Origin of the sequence: Pseudomonas sp. PA-1-3F (assembly GCF_021609665.1) — a bacterium.
In the GTDB taxonomy this organism is placed as follows: Bacteria; Pseudomonadota; Gammaproteobacteria; order Pseudomonadales; family Pseudomonadaceae; genus Aquipseudomonas; species Aquipseudomonas paracarnis.
Genome location: NZ_WJZD01000081.1, coordinates 1 through 651, shown reverse-complemented (window position 1 = coordinate 651; position 651 = coordinate 1). Strand labels below are relative to the sequence as shown.

Below are 651 nucleotides of genomic sequence, written 5' to 3'. Positions count from 1 at the left end.
AGGTCAAGTACCGCTACGACAACGCTCGGCTATTGCTCACCGAGATCGAAAACGAAGCCGGCGAAACCTACCAACTCGACTACCACCCCAACGGCCTGATCCGCCAGGAAACCGGCTTCGACGGCCAACGCACCGCCTACGTCTACGACCTCAACGGCAACCTGCAGGAAAAAACTGAATACGGCGACGATAACAGTCAGCTAGTCACCCGCTACGAGCGCGACCACGCCGGTCGCCTCGTCCGAAAAATCCTGCCCGATGCCAGCGTTGTCGACTATGCCTACGACCGCCAGGGCAACCTCCTTAGCGTCGAGGACGGCTACTGGGCGTTGGCCTACGAATACGACCGCCAAAACCGCCTCACCGCCGAACACCAGGGCTGGGGCACCCTGCGCTACGGCTACGACGCCTGCGGCCAGCTGAAAAATCTGTGCCTGCCGGACAATAACCGCGTCACCTTCACCCACGAAAAAGGCGGCCACCTCGCTACCGTCGAACTCAACGGTGAAGTGCTTACCTCGCATCTATTCAAGAGCGGCCGCGAGCATCAGCGCCAGCAAGGCCAACTGCTCAGCCACTACCACTACGACGACCAGAATCGTCTGCACGCCCACGCCGTTACGCAGCAGCAAAACTATTTCTACCAACGCC

General features: G+C 60.1%; 1 pseudogene. It reads left to right on the top strand.

The window, feature by feature from the left end:
- Positions 1 to 651 (top strand): annotated as a pseudogene (locus GIV26_RS27060) (type IV secretion protein Rhs); the annotation flags it as partial.